This is a genomic window from Capnocytophaga sp. oral taxon 323 (genome assembly GCF_001278825.1).
Classification (GTDB): Bacteria; Bacteroidota; Bacteroidia; order Flavobacteriales; family Flavobacteriaceae; genus Capnocytophaga; species Capnocytophaga ochracea.
In genome coordinates this window covers 129,735-146,950 of record NZ_CP012589.1, presented here as the reverse complement: position 1 = coordinate 146,950, position 17,216 = coordinate 129,735, and the positions used below count along the sequence as shown (strand labels likewise).

Genomic DNA, 17,216 nt, shown 5'->3' with positions numbered 1-17,216 from the left:
ACAATTGTATTCCCTGCACTTGCGGTACTTTTGCCACCGAATAACAAATACATTATCAGAATGAAATTAAACGCAGGTATTATCACTGAGAAATTAGCCGAGAGCAAGGCTTTCTACACCCAAGTATTGCAATTTGGTGTTACTTTTGAAAACGACTTTTATTTGCTGTTGCACACCCCCAATCAGGAGGCAGAAATCAGTTTTTTGTTGCCTAACCACCCTTCGCAACAGCCTCTCTTCCAAAAACCTTTTACCCAACAGGGCGTATATCTCACCATTGAAGTAGAGAACGTAGACGACTATTACCACAAGCTAAAAGAGCGGGGCGTACCCATTGCCATAGAACTTCGCAAAGAGCCTTGGGGCGACCGTCATTTTGCCATTATAGACCCCAACGGCATCGGGATAGATATTGTAACCTATTCCGCACCTGAGTAAAAATAAAAAATCCGCGCTGAAAGAGAAATCTACCGACGGGGATTTTTTAATTAGCTAATTATTCACTACTTTTGCACTCATCATTCGTAATTTGTAATTCGCCATTTGGTTAGGAATAAACGATAAAATTGAACAATCCTCTAAAAATTAGCCTATGAAAACATTCCTATTCTTAATCTTTATACTTAACTATTCTCAAAATATGTTTAGTCAAACTAAGACAGATATAGACACCATCTACAAACAAGATTTTAAGGACTTTTCTCTACAATTAGTCAGAGATGATAGTGGTGAGAAGCAAGCCGAATTCCAAACACTTTATATAGACAAAAAATCAGGAGAAGCAACTAAAATATTTATCTCTACTTATAAAAAGGACTCTAATTGGACAACAAGTAAATATTTAGGAGAAGGTGCATATCATACTTATAATATCATCAAAGGATTTCATTTAGAAAATAAGCTACTTGTTTTTTATTCTTGTTGGGGAGTAGTAACCGCCGTAAGTTTTGATTTAACTACAATGACACACAAGACCTATTATATAGGATTATACCCTCATACGGGAGCTTTTGCATATCTTTCACATAGTATGGAAACCAAAGAATATAAAGGTGTATTCTATTTTCATATACAAGCAGGACAACAATACGGTGGGAGAGCTAATATATTAGGCTACTTTAACCCTAAAACCAATGAAATGTATGACTATATCCCTGATAATAATCTTGGAAAACACATTTCCGATATAAATAAATCTTTTGAAACCCTAAAAGAAGACAAAGAAACTTCTCTTTTTATAAAAAAGCTACTCATAAGGCTCAAATTAGTCCCTGATAATGTAGCAATTTCTTATCTGTTTAGGTCTGAATATCAAAATTTCACTTATTTTTTCTATATCAAGGACAATTCATCTGTAGAGATTCTAAGATATGATAGCGAAAAAAAGGAATGGTTCGTTGGAGGCTATAATGCCTCTCCTTCACTAACATCTGAAAAGCTATAGAACCTTTCCATTAGTAGAAAAAACTACCTTGTTTGACTTTTTGTAAGATTTATAAAACGCTTATGTTACTCAATTACTTTTCTTCCCTTACTCCCCTTACTGAAAAAGAGAGTGCCCTTATAGACAGTCTCTTTGTAGAACGTACTTTCCGCAAACGCGAAACATTGTGGCAGGAAGGCGACCCTTGTAAGTATTTCTATTTCGTAGAAGAAGGCTGTCTAAAACTCTATAAAGTAGACGACAAAGGGGGTGAACATATCTTCCAATTCGCCACCGAAAACCATTGGCTTACTGATATGAGGAGCTTCCAAGAAAAAACACCTTCCCTACTTACTGCCGAGGCATTGGAAGAGACCTCCACAAGAGCCATTACCTTAGAGAACCTCAACAGATTGTATGAAGAAATTCCTGCGCTGAACCTTGTATTTAGAAAACTCTCTGAACGCAACCAGCAAGTGCTACAAGACCGTATTTTGGAGCTACTCAGCGGGAGTGCTCAAGACTGTTATGTGTCTTTTTCAAAACATTATCCTCAACTTATTCACCGCTTACCACAAACACAAATAGCTGCTTTCTTGGGTATTACACCTGAGTTTTTCAGCAAGATGAAAGCCCAATTACTCCGTCAATAGCATTTCTTAATCTACATTAAGGCACAGCTTGTTTTCCTGCCGTACTTTTGCACCCGAAATCATAAAGAAAGGAACAACAAATGAAAACAAGAACTGTAGAATTGGTAGCTTCGCCTCCTGAACCTCACTTTGTAGGCGATGGCTTTAGAGTACATAATTTTATCCCCAGCGGGTTTAGAATGGATATGGAGCGTATGGATCCTTTCATTCTATTAGATTACAATTCCAAATATGAATTTCCTGCTAGTGAAAAGCCTAAAGGCGTAGATGTACACCCTCATCGCGGTTTTGAGACCGTAACTATTGCCTACCAAGGTAGCGTAGCCCATAACGATAGCAACGGAGGCGGTGGCGTTATCAGCCAAGGCGATGTACAATGGATGACCGCTGCCAGTGGCGTACTCCACAAAGAATTTCACGAAAAAGAATGGAGCAAAAAAGGGGGAATCTTCCAAATGGTACAACTATGGGTGAATTTGCCTTCTCAATACAAGATGTCTGCTCCTAAATATCAGGCTATCAAGAACGCCGATATCCCTCGCTATACCAGTGAAGGCGTAGAAATAGAAGTTATCGCAGGTGATTATAAGGAAGTAGCGGGTGCTGCTAGTACTTTCAGCCCTGTAAATATGCTCAATGTAAAATTGAGCAAGGGTGCCACTGCCGATTTTAGCTTCCCAGCACATTACAATACGGCTGTTTTGGTGATAGAAGGCAATGTATTGGTAAACAATACCGATGAAGCCCCTACTGATCACTTTGTACTAATGGAAAATGACGGCGAAACCTTTAGAGTAACCGCTCAAGATGATGCCATTGTATTAGTACTCAGTGGCGAACCGCTCAACGAGCCTATTGTAGCCTACGGACCTTTTGTGATGAATACTCGTGAGGAAATCGTGCAAGCCTTTGAAGATGTTAGAGCTGGAAAATTCGGGTACTTAGATTAATTAACCAATTAACTAATCAGCAAGTTAGTTAATTAGCTTATATATCAAACTTAATTTAAAGAAAGGAACAAGAAAATGAAAACCATTTTACACAAAGTTGAAACTCGTGGACACGCTAACCACGGCTGGCTTGATACTTATCACACTTTTAGCTTTGCTAACTATTACAATCCTGAACGCGTGCACTTTGGTGCTCTTAGGGTGATTAACGACGATACTGTAGCTGGGGGAATGGGCTTTAGCAAACACCCTCACCGCGATATGGAAATCATCTCTATTCCTACCGAAGGCGACCTTCGTCACGGCGATAGTATGGGCAACCAAGGCATCATTAGCAAGGGTGAAATACAAGTAATGAGCGCAGGCACCGGCATTATGCACTCCGAAATAAATGGCAATAGCAATAAGCCCGTGAAGTTCTTCCAGATTTGGGTAGTGCCCAACAAGATGAATGTAGAGCCTCGTTACGCACAAATGGAAATTGCCAGTGAAGCCAAACCTAACGATTTCCAACAAATCGTTTCTCCAAACCCCGACGATGCAGGTTTGTGGATACACCAAGACGCTTGGTTCAATTTAGCCAACTTCACCGCAGGCAACGCTAAAGAATACCGCTTGCACAATGCTTCCAATGGCGTGTATGTATTTGTCATCAGCGGACAGGCGAAAATAGGCGACCAAGTGCTTGATGCACGCGATGGTTTAGGTATTACCGAAACCGAGGCATTCACCTTGGAAGCTACCACCGACAGTGAAATCCTCCTTATGGAAGTACCGATGTTGGAATTATAAGATAATGAGCCAATTTGTTAATTAACAAAGTAACAAATTATGCCCTCCCCGCTTGTAGAAAAATCTACTGGCGGGGAGTTTTTATATCCCTAACTCATAGTAATACCTACACCTTAAAAAAATATTTATAAAATAATATATAGTAAGTTTGCTTATTATATAAAAACATATTACCTTTGCACCCGAATAAAGAAGTAAATTTAAATTTTATATGAAAGTTCTAATTATCAACGGGCATCCTACTATGGAGACGTCTAACGCCAATAAGGCTATTTTAGAAGAAGTAAAACGTCTGCTCCCTGAGGCTGAAGTAAGTAACTTGCAAGCCCTTTATCCTAACTATCAAATTGATGTAACTGCCGAACAAGCTAAACTTGTAAAAGCAGATGTAATTGTATGGCAATTCCCTGTGAATTGGTATTCGCTTCCTGCCTTGTTGAAAAAATGGTTAGACAACGTATTTTCACACGGCTTTGCTTATGGCGACAACAAGCTGATGGGCAAGAAACTCATCCTTTCTTTCACTACCGGAGCACCTGAAGAGGCTTACCAACACGGTGGCGCTCAGAACTATCCATTTACCGATTTTCTCAATATTCACCAACAAACTGCCAATCACTGCAAACTGCTATTCCAAGAGCCTGTAATCTCTTATGGAATGAAGTACATCCCAGAAGTAATGCCCAAAGAAGTGCTTATAACCCTACAACAAAGAGCCAAAGATCACGCCGCTCGATTGGTTGCGCAAATCAAGGAATTAAGCTAATTTTGCAATTGATAAAAATCGCCGTGTGGCAGTGTGTCACACGGTTTTTATTCCATTTATAAATGAAAAAGAGACCTATCAAATATTGGATTATCGTGGCGAGCAGAGACCACGTACAAATGGGCGTTGCGGGAGGATTTGCCCAAGCCTGCCACGGCAAGGCACAGCCTTTGAGGCGTATGCAGGAGGGGGACGGTATTCTCTATTACTCTTCCAAACGCTATTTTGGAAAAGAAGACAAATGCCAAGCCTTCACGGCTATTGGCAAAGTGAAAGACGAGGAAGTCTATGCCTTTCAGATGAGTGAAAATTTCTGTCCGTTTAGGAGAAATATTACTTTTGTGGACTGCGAAGAAACGCCCATAGCCGACCTTATCGAGCTATTGGACTTTATCCCCAACAAAAAAGTGTGGGGATATCCTTTTCGCTTTGGTATTTTGGAAATATCCGAGAACGATTTTAAACTTATAGCCTCTAAAATGTTACACAATGACCTCTCAACACTCAATTTTTAGTTTAAGAGCCGAAGAAAGCTCAGGGCTTTTACTTTGGCAGGTAAGTATGCTATGGCAACGCGGAATCAAAAAAGTGTTGCAACCTTTCGACCTCACACACCCCCAGTTTGTACTCTTGGCGAGTGCCCAGTGGTTTGCCCAACAAGGAAAGGAAATCACGCAGGTATCTTTGGCAAATTTCACCAAGATAGACCCAATGACCACCTCGCAAGTGGTGCGCACTTTGCAGAGCAAAGACCTCATCACAAGAGAAGAACACAAGACCGACACCCGCGCCAAAGTAGTTGCTATCACCGATAAAGGTGCCGAACTCATCGCGCAAGCTGTCGCTAAGGTCGAGGCTTTCGACGATGAATTTTTCAGTATTTTGGCAACCGAACAGCCCTCGTTCAACGCTCAACTGCACAAACTTTTAACAAATTAGCAGAATCGTTTTGCTCCTTGCTATCCTTGATATAGGTTTTTGTTTGGGTATTAATGGAGTGAATGCTTTGAAGGAAAAAGCGGAGAATAATTGAGCAATTAGCAAATTAGAAAATTTGGAAATTAATAATTGTGTTTTATTCCGTTAGGAAAGTTCCTTTTTCAAGCACAATTTTATTTCCCCATTGGGTAAGGGCATCGAGTATGGGCAAAAAAGATTTCCCTAAGTCGGTGAGTGAATAGATAGCCACCAAAGGAGGTTTTTCGCCATAGACAACTTTAGAAATAAGCCCGTCGTTTTCCAATTGTTTTAGCTGGATACTCAGCGTAGTTTCGGTTACCGAATAGAGGTCTTTTCTCAGTTCGCTAAATCGCTTTTCACCTTCTTTAAGGTGGTACAAAATCACGGCTTTCCATTTTCCTCCTATCAAATCCATCGCTACGGCAATGGTGCAAGGATAGTTTTTTTCTCCTAAGCGAACGCTGGGGGCAGTACACTCTATTTTTGTTTCCATAGTAGTTGAAATTATAAAGTATCTATTTAGATAGTTATTGCCAGATTGAAAGTTGTACTATAATTTTGCGCCAAAATTAAAAAATAATTTCAATATGGCATTAGTAATTTTAGCACACCCCCATTTTGACCAATCGATAGCCAATAAGGCTATCATAGAGGAGCTTTCTCGTAGCGATATAGATTTTGAAATCAGAAATTTATCAGCGCTATACCCTACCTTTCAAATAAATGTAAAAGCAGAGCAAGAAGCCTTACGCAAGCATCAAGAGGTTATCTTTCAATATCCTTTTTATTGGTATAATATGCCAGCGATACTCAAGCATTGGTTTGATGAGGTTTTCACTTATCAGTTTGCTTATGGTTCACAAGGAGATAAGCTCAAAGGGAAATATTTTATCGCAAGTTTTACCGTTGGGGCACCCGAAAGTGAATATCACACTTTGGGAAAACACCATTTCAAAGTATATGAGTTTTGCAAGAACTTAGCGCAAACGGCTTATTATACGCAGATGAAGTATGTAGAACCTTTATATTTTCACGGGACATCAGTAAATGCAGGTTATACCAAAGAAGATATAGAAGCAAAAGCCAAAGCGCAAGCCCAACGATTGTTAGCATTTCTTTCTTTGCTGAAATAACACACAAATTAGGATTAAAAAACACCCTCCCCACTGGTAGGAAATACTACTAGTAGGGAGGGTTTTATCAATTATCAATTGCCAATTGTCAATTGTTTTGTACCTTTGCCTCATCGGAAGGTTATTTTATGTCTCAAAAAATCAAAGTTTTCAATAAATTATTAGCCCATTACGGCAAGCAACATTGGTGGAATGACCCCAATCGCATTACCGACTGGATTTCGATGATTCTCATTCAGCAAACTACCCAAGAGAATACCGAAAAAGCCCTTGCTAACTTAGAGGGCAAGCTCTCGGTAGAGGCTTTGCACGCTATGGAACTGAACACTTTGCAGGAATATATACGTCCGGCAGGCTTCTACAAGCAAAAAAGCACTTACATCAAAGCACTGATGGAATGGTACGTGTCGCACGGAGCTTCCTTACAAAAGTTTGAAGCTATCCCTACTGAGGAGCTTCGCAAGGAACTGCTCTCTATCAAAGGTGTGGGCGAAGAAACTGCCGATGCAATGTTGTTGTACATCTTTGAGCGAAAGGTGTTCATAGCCGACCAGTACGCTATACGACTTTTGAACCGACTGAACCTTTCTACTGCACAAACCTATAAAGCCCTACGCGAAGAGTGTATGCCCTTAGTTGCTGAAATTCCCTTAGAGACCTGTCAAGAATGGCACGCTGTGATTGATGTACACGGCAAGGCTTACCGCAAAGGTTTTACCGATGAACAGTGGTTATTAGAATAATAAATAAAAAAATTATGAGCAAAATATGGAAAATATCATTGCCCAAACACAAGAAGAGGTAAGGGCAACTTTTCAAGAACTATACGCTTCTGTGGATTTCGGAGCTTATATAGCCCCGCAAGATTACTTTGTGTCTTACATCTTTAAAACAGAGGAAGAATTGAGCAAAGCAAAGGAAACAGGCTTACTGCAAAAGATAAACGACTATCACCAAAAACTATTGCGTGAGCAACAATACCCTGAGGAAGGTATAAAGGACTGTACTTTTGCCTCTCAGGAAGATTGCGACAAGGAGTGGAACGGAAATTGGTATTATTATTACAAGTAAACAAACAACATCACAGCGAACTATCAAGAGAAGATTTCTTCTTTGTAGGCTATTGCGAAGCCCTCGAAACTCATTTAATGACGGTTTTTGTGAGTTGGGCAGACGATAAACAAATCTAACAGTATTACCAAATAATTGTAAGTATGATAAAATCAGTTTTAATAGTAGGACTTGGGAGCTTTATGGGCGGAGTTTTTCGTTATGTGCTTTCAGTAGGATTGAGTAGATGGGGTAAAATATTGTCCTTCCCAATAAGTATTTTTATGGTAAATATATTGGGGTGTTTCTTGATAGGAATACTCTACGGTTATTTCAAGAATAGAGAAGTAGATAGCTATTTAGTTTTATTACTAATGACAGGCATTTTGGGAGGCTTCACCACGTTTTCTACTTTTTCATTGGAAGTACTGCAATTATTTCAGCAAAATGAACTACTAAAAGCTACTTTTTATGTAGTAGGAAGTGTAGGATTAGGAATTTTGGCGTGCTTTTTGGGATACATTATAGGCAACAGGTAAAAGGTAATAGATTAAGCCAGCGATAGCTGGTGTTTAAATAAGAAGTTTTTACATTAAAAAATATATACGACAATGAAGAAATTTTTGTTAGGAGTAGCTGTGGCTGTAGTAGCCTTGCTATTAGTAAAGTATTTTACTGATAAGAAAGAAGACAAAGAGAGATTGGAGGCTGATACGGCTCTGATACAAACGCAAATAGCCAACGTAAGCAAGTTGGTTGTTACTGAAGGACATTTTGCAGAAGTACTCTCGTATACCGATACTCAAAAGTACTTTATGGATTTGCTTTCGTTTGATAAGAAAATCCTCACAGTAGTAAATGCTGATGTAACGGTAGCTTACGATCTGCACAAAATCAGCTATGAGGTAAACGAAGAGCAAAAGAAAGTCATCATTAAATCGCTACCAGAGGCAGAGGTAAAGATATACCCAACGATGAAATATTACGACGTGAGCCAGAGTCAGGTGAACCCTTTTACTCCTACCGATGTAGAGAAGATACAGAAGAAGGTAAAAGCCGAGTTGGAACGCAAAGTGAATGCTTCAACCCTAAGGAGCAATGCCGAAAATCGATTACTTACCGAACTTTCTAATCTTATTTTTGCTACCCGAGCTGTGGGCTGGACGTTAGAGTACCAAAATACGCCTATTGAGAGTAGAGAAGATTTTAAAATGCTGAAACCATAACAAAAGTGTATTAGTTTTGATTATTTTCTGTATATTTGCCCCATAAATCAAATATTGAATATTCACTTATGAAAACGGAAAAACAATTAAATATTAAATATAGCGTTTTTGAGGGGGTTACTGACCTGCCAAAAAAAGCACAAGAACTAATGCAACAAGCTATTATGGCTAGAGAAAATGCTTATGCTCCTTACTCCAAATTTAAAGTGGGAGCGGCGGTTCGTCTTAAAAACGGACAGATTTTCATAGGTTCTAATCAGGAGAATGCTGCTTATCCGTCGGGGTTATGTGCTGAAAGAGTGGCTATTTATCAGGCTTCTACCCAATGTCCTGATGAAGAAATAGAGATGATTGCTATTTCGGGCACTGCCGAAGACCCTACTTGTTACCCTGTTTCTCCGTGTGGAGCGTGTAGGCAATCACTTTCAGAATACGAGACTAAGCAGAAAAAGCTAATACCTGTTTATTTTATGGGAGCAGAAGGGAATATCATCAGAACAGCTTCTATCAAAGATTTACTACCTTTCCTTTTTGACGGTAGTTTGATGTAAAAGTGCGAGCCACAAGGGCAGATGAGAGTTAATAGATAAACGCGAAAAAGAAATATAAAGAGTAACTGCTATAAGGCAATGGTATGAAAAACCATTGCCTTATTTTTTGCAAAAGAAAGGGATTTGCAAAAGCACATTATCGGAGTATTTCGGATATACACGGAAGATATCGAAGATAGGGTTATGGTATAGTTAGCTTATAGAAAGCTTATAGGAAGCTTATACGAATCTTGGACGATTGGTATAGAAAGGGTATATAAGTAGTTAATAATGAGAGGTTAAGAGCAGATATTAAAAAGTTAAAAAATGTTAATTAAGTGAAGTACAAAGAGAGGAAAAACGAAAGTGAAGAGCGAATTAGGAGGAGGAAGGTGATTTCAACTGGGGTGGTTATCCGTTTAAAAGGCGAAGGTAGGATAATGATAAGATAGGGTGAAGGTGAAGTATATTTAAAAAAATAATTTACACATTTGGTGTAGAAAAAAAGTGATATCCTTTGCTAATTATACTTTATTTTATATTTTTGCACCAAATTACATTATCTCATAATGTACCTATCTGCCAAAAAAGAGGTTATAACGTTATAGCAATAATTTGGTTTATAGGTGTTTAATTATTTCTTATAAGATGTCAGTAAAGCAACGTTTAACCTTATTTCTACTACTTTTAGCAGGATTCAGTGTTCAAGCACAAGTAACCCCTACGACCCAAACCGCTACGAGTACTCAAACTGAGACGACTGTGCGGAATGGCATTGGGCGTATAGGGTTAGAGCAACCTAAAAGTATTGTGCATCAGTATACCTATAACCCGACGCTCGACCGCTATGTATACACTGAGAAATTAGGAAATTACGACCTTTCTACCCCTATGTTTCTCACGGTACAACAATATGAAAACTTGGTGTTGCGTGAGCGTATGAAGGAATACTACCGAACTAAATTGGACGCCATAGGCGATACCCAAAGCAATACTGCCGATAAGAAAAAAACGCAACGTGACCTCTTGCCCGAATTATACGTAAATTCTGACTTTTTTGAAAGCGTGTTCGGGGGGCGCAATATAGAACTAATTCCGCAGGGAAGTGTAGGGGTAGATTTAGGTGTACGCTATACGCGTAACGACAACCCCGTAGTGAGTCCGCGTTACCGCAGTTCGTGGGGCTTAGATTTTGAACAGCGCATCAGCTTAGGGCTTACCGGTAAGATAGGTACACGCCTAACACTTAACGCTCAGTACGACACACAAGCCTCCTTTGATTTCCAAAATGTATTTAAATTAGAATATACCCCTGATGAAGACGATATCGTACAAAAAATAGAATTGGGTAATATCTCAATGCCGATGTCTAACTCACTCATCACAGGTTCACAGAGCCTTTTCGGGGTGAAGACAGAACTTAAATTTGGGCGTACTACTATCACGGGTGTTTTCTCTGAACAGAAATCGGAGCGAAAGACCGTAAGTGCCCAAGGCAGTGGCACTATTACAGAGTTTGAATTTTCGGCTCTTGACTACGATGAAAACCGCAACTACTTCCTCGCACAGTTCTTCCGTGATAACTACGACCGCGCTTTAGAAAACTACCCATTTATCAATAGTAAAGTACAAATTACCCGTTTGGAGGTGTGGGTAACCAACCGCAATAGCCGTATGGGGAATATCCGCAATATCTTGGCTGTACAAGACTTAGGTGAACCCAAAATGGAGAATACGCGTTTGGGAAATAAAGCAGGAGCCAGCTTCTTTAATGCTACCACCAATAATATGCCTGCCAATGGGGCTAACAAATACGACCCTACACGTTTGGGCACGCCAAATTCGGTACTTACTAGCGCTATTCGCGATGTGGCTACGGTACAACAAGGTTTTGGCACGAACAGCTCCTACGTGAGTCAGGGTTACGACTACGCCGTTATAGAGAACGCTCGTAAACTTGAAGAGGGAGTGGACTATAAAGTAGATACCAAACTCGGTTATATATCGCTGAACACAGCCCTTAGTAGCGATGAGGTATTGGCGGTGGCTTATCAATATACCTACGGTAGCCAAGTGTATCAAGTGGGTGAGTTTGCCAACGACGGTATCTCGGCAACTACCAATCAGTTCTACGGAGGTGGTAACAATGCAATTACCAACAACCTTTTGGTGTTAAAGATGCTTAAAAGTAACCGCCTAAATGTGAAAGACCCTATTTGGGATTTGATGATGAAGAACGTGTATTCAGTAGGTTCGGCACAGCTTTCACCAGAAGATTTCCGTATGAATATCTTCTACTCCAACCCCTCCCCTATTAACTATATCGAAAAAGTAAACAATAACGGTTGGCCCACAGGATTGGAAGACCGCATTTTGTTAAATCTCTTCAACTTCGACCGCCTCAACAAATACAACGACCCTCAGCCAGGTGGTGACGGGTTCTTTGATTTTGTTCCGGGCATTACCGTAGACGAACAATACGGAAAAATATTCTTTACCAAAGTAGAGCCTTTTGGTGAATACCTATACAACACCTTAGGTGGTGGTGCAAATTATGATGACCCTGCAACTTATAATGACAACCAACGAAAATACGTATATACTTCACTATACAAAAATACGAAAACCCAAGCCCAGATGGACGGTGATAAGAATAAGTTCCAAATGAAAGGACGCTATAAGTCATCGGGAAGAAGAGGTATATCCTTAGGAGCTTTCAATGTGCCTCGTGGTTCAGTAACCGTGATTGCAGGTGGGCGTATACTGGTAGAAGGGTTAGACTATTTAGTAGACTATCAATCAGGAATTGTGGAGATTATCAATCCGAGTCTTGAAGCGAGCAACTTGCCTATACAGGTTTCAGTAGAGAACAATCTGATTTTTGGAGGGCAAACCACCCGCTTTATGGGCGTGAATGTAGAACACAAATTCAACGATAAGTTTATCATTGGAGGTTCTATCGTGAACCTACGCGAACGACCTTATACCCAAAAGACCAGCTACGGGCAAGAAGCCGTAAACAATACTATCTTCGGTTTTGGAGGAACTTACTCTACTGAGCTACCTTTCCTCACTCGGTGGGTAAACCGTATTCCTACGATTAAGAGCGATGCGCCGTCGAATCTATCTATACGAGGTGAATTTGCTTACCTAAGAGCCGGTACCCCTAAGGCAGATGATTTTGACGGAGAAACTACCGTGTACTTAGACGACTTTGAGGCAGCGCAAGCCACTATTGATATGCGTTCGCCCCTTGCGTGGAAATTGGCGAGCACGCCTTTGGAATTTGGACAAGGCAGTGGTACAGCTTCACGCACCCTATACGGTAATGGACCTGATGACCCCAATAACTTACGCAATGGTTATGGACGTGCTAAACTATCGTGGTATACCATAGACCCTGTGTTCTATTCAAACCAAAAGCCTTCGGAGATAAGTAGTAGCGAAATCTCTAAGAATAGTACGCGTCGTATTTTTATAGAAGAAATCTTCCCACAACAGCAATTAGCCCAAGGACAATCGTTAGTACAAACTACCTTAGACTTAGCTTATTACCCTAATGTAAAAGGGCCTTATAACAACGACCCAAGTTTTGCTTCTCGTACTCAAAACGACAAATGGGCAGGGATTATGCGCGGTATGAGCTATTCGGATTTTCAAGAAAGTAACATAGAGTTCTTGCAGTTCTGGGTAATGGATCCTTATTATTCAGGTGAATACAGTGGTAATGGAGAATTGGTTTTCAACTTAGGAAATATATCAGAAGACGTGCTTAAAGACGGTAGAAAACAATACGAAAACGGCTTACCAGGACTTTCTTCTACTTCAAGTATTAATACCTCGTCTTGGGGTAAAGTACCTGCGGCACAATCACTGATATATGCTTTTGATGACAACTCATCTAACCGTGCTTTGCAAGATATAGGATTAGATGGACTCAACGACGCCGAAGAATCGAGAATATACAACAATAACGTAGCTACCTCACCTAACGACCCTGCGATGGATAACTACGAATACTTTTTGGCGCGTAGTGGTGGTATCTTAAACCGTTATTACAACTACAATGGTACGCAAGGAAACTCGCCTGTGGCAGTGACTAATACGAACAGAGGTTCGACCACAATTCCTGATTATGAAGATATCAACGGTGATTATACGATGAACACCGCCAACAACTACCTTGAATACAGAGTGCGTATTAAACCTAATATCACCACTGCTGACCCTTATGTGAATGATATTCGCGTGGTATCGGTAGAAGCACCTAACGGGCAACAAGTAAGTGCCCGCTGGATACAGTTTAAAATACCGATTGCCAGCGGTGAGATGTGGCGAGAAGGGTTCCAATATCCATTGAACAACAACGACAAGATGGATATCATCAACTCGATGACCCATATGCGTATGTACCTTACAGGCTTCCCTCAAGAAATGCTATTACGCTTTGGTACACTTGACCTTATTCGCGGTGATTGGCGTTATTACAACTATACCCTCAGCACTGATAAGGACGACCCAAGTGATGACGGCACCAAAGTAGAAATCAATTCAGTAAACTTAATTGAGAACGAAACTCGTCAGCCTATCCCTTACCGTATGCCACCAGGGGTACGCCGTGAGCGTATTAATACCAACAACACCTTGGTAGAACAAAACGAGCAGGCTTTATCTTACATAGTGGATAACCTTGAAAACAACGATAGTAGGGCGGTATACAAGGCAATGCGCTTTGACCTTCGACAATACAAGTATATCAAGATGTTTGTACACGCTGAAGCCTATAAGAACAAACCGCTGAGCGATAATCAGGCAGTGGCTTTCTTGCGGGTAGGTACTGACTTTAACGACAACTATTACCAAGTGGAAGTACCCTTACAGGTAACGCCTGCGGGTGCTTCGACAGAGCAACTGATATGGCCACAAAACAACCAATTGGTTATTCCAATGGACGTGCTCACCAAGTTAAAAGCTATAAGCATACGCAACCAAACAATGAGTGATGCAGTATACTACGATGCAAACTTCAATGTAGTACCTGAGAGTGCGCCACACGTAGCGGGACAAAACCGTTATGTAATCAAAGGGAATCCCTCGCTCGGTAGTGTAAGAGCCGTAATGATAGGGGTGAAAAACGTATCGGGCAGTAATGGACTGAGTGGGGAATATTGGTTCAACGAATTGCGTGTAGCCGAATTGGAAAACCACGGAGGTTGGGCAGCCGTAGGCTCTCTTGATGCGAATGCCTCCGAACTAATGAACATCTCGGCTACAGGACGTATGCATACCGTAGGTTTTGGAGCAGTAGACCAAGCTCCTAATCAGCGCGCCTTAGAAAGTACCCGCGAATACGATGTAATGATGAACATCAATGCGGGGAAACTGCTCCCTCCTAAGTGGAATATGCAAATACCAGTAGGTTTGAATCACTCGCAGAAACTCTCGACCCCAGAGTACGACCCCGTATATCAAGACATCAAATTAGAAGACCGATTGGACGTAGCACAAAACGCACGCGAGCGAGAAATTATTAAAGAACAAGCGGAAGATTATACACTAAGACGCGGTATTAACCTCATCGGGGTGAAGAAAAACTTAGGCGAAGGACAGAAAAACCGTATTTACAACATAGAAAACTTTACTTTTAACTACGCTTACAACGAGAAGAACCACCGCGATTACGAGTTGCGTTACGAAGATGAACAACAAGTGCGCGCAGGATTTATGTACAACTATACTTTCAAACCTACTGCGGTAGAGCCTTTCAAGAAAAGTAGTAAGTTTGCTAATAAGCGCTATTGGCAATGGTTAGCAGATATAAACTTGAACATTCTGCCTACCAGCATTATGTTCACTACTGATATCAATCGTTCTTTCACCAAGCAATTGTTCCGCGATGTGCATTTTGATGGTGTGAATGCAAATCAGCAAAAAGCACTCCCTGAGCTACAACAGCGCAATTACCAGATGAATCACCAATACGCTATCAACTACAATTTGACTAAATCATTGCGATTGAACTTCAATGCTACTAATAACAGTATCATTCGCAACTACTATGTGTACGATGGCAATGGGGATATATCAGGCATTAATAAAGAAGTATCACTTTGGTCAGATTTCTGGGATTTAGGAACTCCAGACCACTTCTTTTCGAAGTTCCAAGTGAACTACGATTTGCCTTTTAGTAAGTTTCCTTTCTTTGAGTTTATGAAAGCTAACTATACTTATTCTGGTGATTTCGACTATCAGCGCGGTTCACAAACTCTTTTACAGTTGGCACGCCAAGAAGTAAACACCTTGCAAAACGGTAATACGCATAACTTTACAGCAAACCTTACTTTCGACCAGCTGTATCGTTACTTAGGCGTAAAAGCTACTCCAAGAGGAGAAAAAGCCAGTGTAGCTAAAACTTTCTTGACAATGCTCAAAACAGTAGGAGTGAACTATTCAGTTACCAATGCCCGCACCATACCAGGATATACGCAACAAGTAGGCTTCTTAGGCACCTTTAAACCATCGGCAGGCTTTATGTTTGGCGACCAAACTGACTTGCGTTACGAGATGGCAAAACGCGGTTACCTTACTGAGTTTCCTGATTTCAACGACCAATACATCAAATCACAAGAAAGACAACTATTGCTTACGGCTAATTTGCAACCTGTTCCTGATTTGCAAATCAACTTAAAGGCTAATCGTCAGTATACCGAGAACTATACTGAAACCTTTGAAGTGCGGAACTTTGTTTATAATCCATTAGTAGGTAACCAAGTAGGTAGCTTCAATATTTCTACCAACTTGATAGCTACTACCTTTAATAAGATTGATGAATACAAGTCGGAAGCCTTTGAACGTTTCAAAGAAAACCGACTTACCGTAGCACGTCGTTTGGCTGAGGCGCGCGGTTTGAATCCAGCCAGCGTAGATGCAGAAGGTTACCCTATAGGTTATAGCAAAAAGAGCCAAGCAGTGATGATACCTGCTTTCTTTGCAGCCTATTCAGGAAGTAGCGCCAGTGGCGTATCGCTTGACGCTTTCAAGAATATTCCTATCCCTGAGTGGAATATACGCTATACCGGACTAATGCGCGTAGAGTTTATCAAGAATACTTTCCGTCGTTTCTCATTGGCTCACGGTTATCGTGCTAGCTACTCGCTTAGTGAGTTTCGCACTAACTTAGAATATGAACCGGCTAACCCTAATAAAACGAACGTAGCAGGTGATTTTCTCAATGAGAAACTCTATTCTACCGTTACTCTCGCTGAGCAATTCAATCCGCTTATTAGGGCAGATATGGAATTCAAAAACTCTATGAGCTTCTTGGCAGAATTCAACCGAGACCGTACTATTTCTATCAGTTTAGATAATGATTACCTAACTGAGATTCTCAAACGCGAATACAAATTCGGGGTAGGATACCGATTTAAAGATTTGCGTTTCGTTACCCGAGTAAATGGTAATCTCACTACCTTGAAGAGCGATTTGGTACTGAAAGGCACTCTTTCTTACCTTAATGAGTTTACGGTAATACGCAATATGGAAATATTCAACAACCAAGTAACGGCAGGACAAACCTCGTGGTTGGGTAACCTCACTGCCGAGTATGCTCTTACTCGTAACCTTTTGGCATCGTATTATTTCCAATACAATTTCTCTAAATCGGCTATCTCAACTGCCTTCCCAATGACGACTATTCGCACAGGACTTTCAGTGAAATATACCTTTCAATAATT

At 40.6% G+C, this 17,216-nt stretch carries 16 protein-coding genes and 1 pseudogene; 16 read left to right on the top strand and 1 reads right to left on the bottom strand.

The features are described 5' to 3' along the window. The first annotated feature begins 60 nt into the window (after positions 1-60). From AM608_RS00640 to AM608_RS00605, 8 genes are all read left to right on the top strand, one after another. Positions 61-438, top strand: coding sequence for a VOC family protein (locus AM608_RS00640; RefSeq protein ID WP_053580414.1), 378 nt, complete (start codon positions 61-63; stop codon positions 436-438). A gap of 154 nt (positions 439-592) precedes the next feature. Next, positions 593-1,444: a hypothetical protein gene (locus AM608_RS00635; RefSeq protein WP_253273490.1), complete on the top strand. Its 852-nt coding sequence runs from the start codon at positions 593-595 to the stop codon at positions 1,442-1,444. Between the two features lie 62 nt (positions 1,445-1,506). Further along, entirely contained in the window at positions 1,507-2,076 is a 570-nt protein-coding gene (locus AM608_RS00630) for a Crp/Fnr family transcriptional regulator (protein WP_053580412.1), read from the top strand. 80 nt (positions 2,077-2,156) lie between these two features. Further along, entirely contained in the window at positions 2,157-3,026 is an 870-nt protein-coding gene (locus AM608_RS00625; RefSeq protein WP_053580411.1) for a pirin family protein, read from the top strand. Positions 3,027-3,101: 75 nt separating this feature from the next. Continuing rightward, entirely contained in the window at positions 3,102-3,818 is a 717-nt protein-coding gene (locus AM608_RS00620) for a pirin family protein (protein WP_053580410.1), read from the top strand. A gap of 211 nt (positions 3,819-4,029) precedes the next feature. Further along, a complete protein-coding gene (locus AM608_RS00615) occupies positions 4,030-4,584 on the top strand; it encodes an NAD(P)H-dependent oxidoreductase (RefSeq protein WP_053580409.1) in 555 nt (184 codons plus the stop codon). A gap of 62 nt (positions 4,585-4,646) precedes the next feature. Beyond that, complete coding sequence (locus tag AM608_RS00610; protein ID WP_053580408.1) at positions 4,647-5,099, top strand: EVE domain-containing protein; 453 nt, start codon at positions 4,647-4,649, stop codon at positions 5,097-5,099. Beyond that, positions 5,074-5,523, top strand: a complete 450-nt coding sequence (locus AM608_RS00605) for a MarR family winged helix-turn-helix transcriptional regulator (protein ID WP_053580407.1) — start codon at positions 5,074-5,076, stop codon at positions 5,521-5,523. Before AM608_RS00610 ends, AM608_RS00605 begins: the two co-directional genes overlap by 26 nt. Positions 5,524-5,659: 136 nt before the next feature. Here the strand turns inward: AM608_RS00605 and AM608_RS00600 are convergent, their stop codons facing one another. After that, on the bottom strand, positions 5,660-6,037 hold the full coding sequence (locus AM608_RS00600) for a helix-turn-helix domain-containing protein (protein ID WP_009745231.1): 378 nt from the start codon (positions 6,035-6,037) through the stop codon (positions 5,660-5,662). Positions 6,038-6,131: 94 nt separating this feature from the next. Here AM608_RS00600 and AM608_RS00595 point away from each other — a divergent pair, with 94 nt between their 5' ends. The 8 genes and pseudogenes from AM608_RS00595 to sprA all read left to right on the top strand — a co-directional run bounded on the left by AM608_RS00595 (position 6,132) and on the right by sprA (position 17,214). Beyond that, positions 6,132-6,677 (top strand): NAD(P)H-dependent oxidoreductase, encoded by a 546-nt coding sequence (locus AM608_RS00595; protein ID WP_053580406.1) that lies wholly within the window; start codon positions 6,132-6,134, stop codon positions 6,675-6,677. Positions 6,678-6,805: 128 nt separating this feature from the next. Beyond that, positions 6,806-7,420, top strand: coding sequence for an endonuclease III domain-containing protein (locus AM608_RS00590; RefSeq protein ID WP_053580405.1), 615 nt, complete (start codon positions 6,806-6,808; stop codon positions 7,418-7,420). A 14-nt stretch (positions 7,421-7,434) separates the two neighbouring features. Continuing rightward, positions 7,435-7,748, top strand: a pseudogene (locus tag AM608_RS00585) (hypothetical protein). Continuing rightward, positions 7,727-7,867 (top strand): hypothetical protein, encoded by a 141-nt coding sequence (locus AM608_RS11945; RefSeq protein ID WP_172672733.1) that lies wholly within the window; start codon positions 7,727-7,729, stop codon positions 7,865-7,867. Before AM608_RS00585 ends, AM608_RS11945 begins: the two are co-directional and overlap by 22 nt. A 24-nt stretch (positions 7,868-7,891) precedes the next feature. Next, the gene (gene crcB, locus AM608_RS00580) at positions 7,892-8,266 is read left to right on the top strand and encodes a fluoride efflux transporter CrcB (RefSeq protein ID WP_053580403.1); all 375 of its coding nucleotides are present in this window, start codon (positions 7,892-7,894) and stop codon (positions 8,264-8,266) included. Between the two features lie 72 nt (positions 8,267-8,338). Then, complete coding sequence (locus tag AM608_RS00575; protein ID WP_015782710.1) at positions 8,339-8,953, top strand: DUF4230 domain-containing protein; 615 nt, start codon at positions 8,339-8,341, stop codon at positions 8,951-8,953. 68 nt (positions 8,954-9,021) lie between these two features. Further along, positions 9,022-9,504, top strand: coding sequence for a cytidine deaminase (gene cdd / locus AM608_RS00570; RefSeq protein WP_002671252.1), 483 nt, complete (start codon positions 9,022-9,024; stop codon positions 9,502-9,504). A 627-nt stretch (positions 9,505-10,131) separates the two neighbouring features. Then, positions 10,132-17,214: a cell surface protein SprA gene (gene sprA, locus AM608_RS00565; protein ID WP_053580402.1), complete on the top strand. Its 7,083-nt coding sequence runs from the start codon at positions 10,132-10,134 to the stop codon at positions 17,212-17,214. Positions 17,215-17,216 lie beyond the last annotated feature (2 nt).

Coding starts and splice junctions, on each gene's coding strand:
- AM608_RS00640 (WP_053580414.1), top strand. CDS start 61: ATGAAATTAAACGCAGGTATTATCACTGAGAAATTAGCCGAGAGCAAG.
- AM608_RS00635 (WP_253273490.1), top strand. CDS start 593: ATGAAAACATTCCTATTCTTAATCTTTATACTTAACTATTCTCAAAAT.
- AM608_RS00630 (WP_053580412.1), top strand. CDS start 1,507: ATGTTACTCAATTACTTTTCTTCCCTTACTCCCCTTACTGAAAAAGAG.
- AM608_RS00625 (WP_053580411.1), top strand. CDS start 2,157: ATGAAAACAAGAACTGTAGAATTGGTAGCTTCGCCTCCTGAACCTCAC.
- AM608_RS00620 (WP_053580410.1), top strand. CDS start 3,102: ATGAAAACCATTTTACACAAAGTTGAAACTCGTGGACACGCTAACCAC.
- AM608_RS00615 (WP_053580409.1), top strand. CDS start 4,030: ATGAAAGTTCTAATTATCAACGGGCATCCTACTATGGAGACGTCTAAC.
- AM608_RS00610 (WP_053580408.1), top strand. CDS start 4,647: ATGAAAAAGAGACCTATCAAATATTGGATTATCGTGGCGAGCAGAGAC.
- AM608_RS00605 (WP_053580407.1), top strand. CDS start 5,074: ATGACCTCTCAACACTCAATTTTTAGTTTAAGAGCCGAAGAAAGCTCA.
- AM608_RS00600 (WP_009745231.1), bottom strand. CDS start 6,037: ATGGAAACAAAAATAGAGTGTACTGCCCCCAGCGTTCGCTTAGGAGAA.
- AM608_RS00595 (WP_053580406.1), top strand. CDS start 6,132: ATGGCATTAGTAATTTTAGCACACCCCCATTTTGACCAATCGATAGCC.
- AM608_RS00590 (WP_053580405.1), top strand. CDS start 6,806: ATGTCTCAAAAAATCAAAGTTTTCAATAAATTATTAGCCCATTACGGC.
- crcB (WP_053580403.1), top strand. CDS start 7,892: ATGATAAAATCAGTTTTAATAGTAGGACTTGGGAGCTTTATGGGCGGA.
- AM608_RS00575 (WP_015782710.1), top strand. CDS start 8,339: ATGAAGAAATTTTTGTTAGGAGTAGCTGTGGCTGTAGTAGCCTTGCTA.
- cdd (WP_002671252.1), top strand. CDS start 9,022: ATGAAAACGGAAAAACAATTAAATATTAAATATAGCGTTTTTGAGGGG.
- sprA (WP_053580402.1), top strand. CDS start 10,132: ATGTCAGTAAAGCAACGTTTAACCTTATTTCTACTACTTTTAGCAGGA.